The sequence below is a fragment of the Pradoshia sp. Z4_20 genome, from assembly GCF_058216035.1.
The window spans coordinates 1-1,365 of record NZ_JBZAJD010000024.1 but is presented as its reverse complement, the minus strand read 5'-3'; the positions used below and the strand labels follow the sequence as shown (position 1 = coordinate 1,365).

General features: G+C 36.9%; 1 protein-coding gene. It reads right to left on the bottom strand.

Features of this window, described 5'->3' with window-relative positions; all coding sequences use genetic code 11:
- Window positions 1-445 precede the first annotated feature (445 nt).
- The coding region (locus AC4BHP_RS18825; protein ID WP_490553792.1) for an IS1595 family transposase at window positions 446-1,365 on the bottom strand (920 nt) is incomplete at its 5' end.

Sequence of the window (1,365 nt, the reverse complement as noted above, 5' to 3'; positions counted from 1 at the left end):
GGCTCTTTTCGTATAGATTGTTGCTTTTAGGTACAAAAAGGAATTATTTTCTTTTTATGGTATATTATAATATAAATGAAATAGGTGAGTAAATAATAGGAGGTTGAGAATTATGAGGGAAAAATGTATTAAATGCGAGTCGGCAATGGTTGATGCTAAATTAGATAGCTACCCAATCAGGGTTTATAAATCAACAGAGAAGGCGAACTCAAAAACTATGAGTGAGGTCTCTCCTTGCTATGTTTGTTCTAACTGTGGCTTTATAGAACTTTACGCTTTAAATCCTGAAAAATTGAGTTAAAGCCAGCTTTAACTGAATAAGAAATACAGTCGTTCCGACATAGGAATGGCTGTTTTTTAATACCTCATTCAGGGATACTGAATATTACAAGTGCAATAGGTTTATTCCTTCACGTTCGGTACAGAAACTTAATAAAAATTGAAGTTACATTATCCCTCTTAATGTATTTACAGTTGTTTTATCAGATTTCTGACAGGCAGAAATAAGCATTTGATTGACTCGTTCATCAAGTGCTATTTTTTTGCCAATTTCAAGCCATCGGAACCAATAGAGATAGTTGTCCAGATATTTCGTTGCAACACCTTGAAAACGTTCCATCCAAGTTTTTAGGCGATTATGAAAGTTATTGACGTGCTGAATGTGGTATATGCCTTTCTTTACACGCTGTTTTTGTCGCTCATTGACCGTTTCGTGCTGTAATCCCTTTACCTTTGCAAACTTTTTATAATTGGTTGCGGTATCTGTACATAACAAAGCAGACGGGTGAATATACTCACCTATCACAGCGTCAATTTCTTCGGCTTTTACACGCCCTGTTCCTGCTTTACGAGCAATTACACTACCATTACGGTCTTGTGCAACAACAACAGCAATTTTAAGGTTAGAAACCCCTCTTTTTTCGTCTTTTTCTCCACGCTTCTTGGGTTTTCTATGGGTGATTTCGTTACCTTTCATAGACTCGCGAAAGAAGGTTTCGTCACTCTCAACGATACCTTGCAATTGATTAAATCCAAGACTTCCTAATGCGTTCAAGATTTTATGTCTCCAATAGAATGCAGTAGAGATGTGTATATGAAGTTTTTCAGCGATTTTTGGTAGGGTGTATCCTTCTACCATTAGTTCAATGTATTTCACCCATTTTTCGGGGTAGCGAGAGCCTGAAAATGGCGTATTCGTCATATCATTGAAAGATTTTCCGCAATCATTACATAGATAGCGTTGTCTTGAACGATATTTACCGTTTCGTTTAACCGATGTGCTACCACAATGAACACAACCCAAACCAGACGCAAATCGGGCTTCACGAATGCTTTTAAGTAGTCTCGTAATTTTATCTGGTTCAT